This window comes from Streptomyces megasporus, from assembly GCF_000718985.1.
GTDB lineage: Bacteria > Actinomycetota > Actinomycetes > Streptomycetales > Streptomycetaceae > Streptomyces > Streptomyces megasporus.
The window spans coordinates 1-322 of the sequence record NZ_JODL01000158.1; the positions used below are offsets into that span (position 1 = coordinate 1).

Genomic DNA, 322 nt, shown 5'->3' on the forward strand with positions numbered 1-322 from the left:
GGGTTGACCCACAGGCGTTCGGCGGGGATGGCCTTCAGTCCGGTGCGCAGCAGGTCGGCCGCCTCCTGTGCGCCGGGAACCCGCGGGGAGTGGATGTCGTAGACACCCGGCCCCGCCTCGCGCGGATAGCCGTGCGCCGCGAGTTCGCGGGCGACCTGCATATGGGAGCGGGCGGCCTCCAGGCTGATGACGTCCGCGTCGAGGTCGTCGATGGCCTGCACGATGTCGCCGAACTCGGCGTAGCACATGTGCGTGTGGATCTGCGTGTCCGGCCGCACGCCGCCGGTGCTGAGCCGGAAGGCCTCCGTGGCCCATCCCAGAT

At 71.1% G+C, this 322-nt stretch carries 1 pseudogene; it reads right to left on the reverse strand.

Annotated features, from left to right (window positions below):
• A pseudogene (locus IF47_RS28460) lies at positions 1–322 on the reverse strand (5-methyltetrahydropteroyltriglutamate--homocysteine S-methyltransferase); the annotation flags it as partial.